The organism is Staphylococcus sp. 231237_7MaSpsaltlick, from assembly GCF_043107035.1.
Genome location: NZ_JBICNX010000286.1, coordinates 1 through 562 on the forward strand (window position 1 = coordinate 1; position 562 = coordinate 562).

The following is a 562-nucleotide window of genomic DNA, read 5'->3' on the forward strand; positions in this document are numbered from 1 at the left end:
GAATAATCAATCCAACCGGAATCTCCAACAATTTTCCCCAAATCTGACTGTGTCGCAGTTAGCTGTTGCGTAAGCAAATCAATTGTTTCTTGTTGTTTCTTTAATGTTGTGTTGGCAGTATCTAATGTATTATTTATTTCAGTTATTTTGTCGTTAATATCAGTAAGTGATACACCTTCTAACCCTTCAACAGCGTTAATATGCGTGATTGGGAAAAACAGTTCATTTTCATTATCTCTCAACCATCTGTGATTTATATCAGTCATCTACTGTTGTCACCCCTACAATATCCGAATAATTTTCAGGTAAGGTGAATTGAACACTACCTGCTGCTTTATCGTTATTATTTTTAATATCTCTCATCATCTTTTGTTGTATTTGCACGATGTCTGTTTTAGCATTATTGAATTCAACTTCTACAGGTTGATGCGTCAAAGGATGTGAACGTGTCGTTTTAACGACTTTTAAATCCAAGTTAAAACCTAAGGGCTCATGTACAAACCGAATCGTATTGTTATCTTTGATATCTTCATTACCTAAATAATGCGTAGATAGTTCAACA

At 34.2% G+C, this 562-nt stretch carries 2 pseudogenes; both read right to left on the bottom strand.

Annotated elements, in window-relative coordinates:
• Positions 1–266 (bottom strand): annotated as a pseudogene (locus ACF91D_RS31485) (hypothetical protein); the annotation flags it as partial.
• Positions 259–562, bottom strand: a pseudogene (locus tag ACF91D_RS31490) (prophage endopeptidase tail family protein); the annotation flags it as partial. The pseudogenes ACF91D_RS31485 and ACF91D_RS31490, both read right to left, overlap by 8 nt.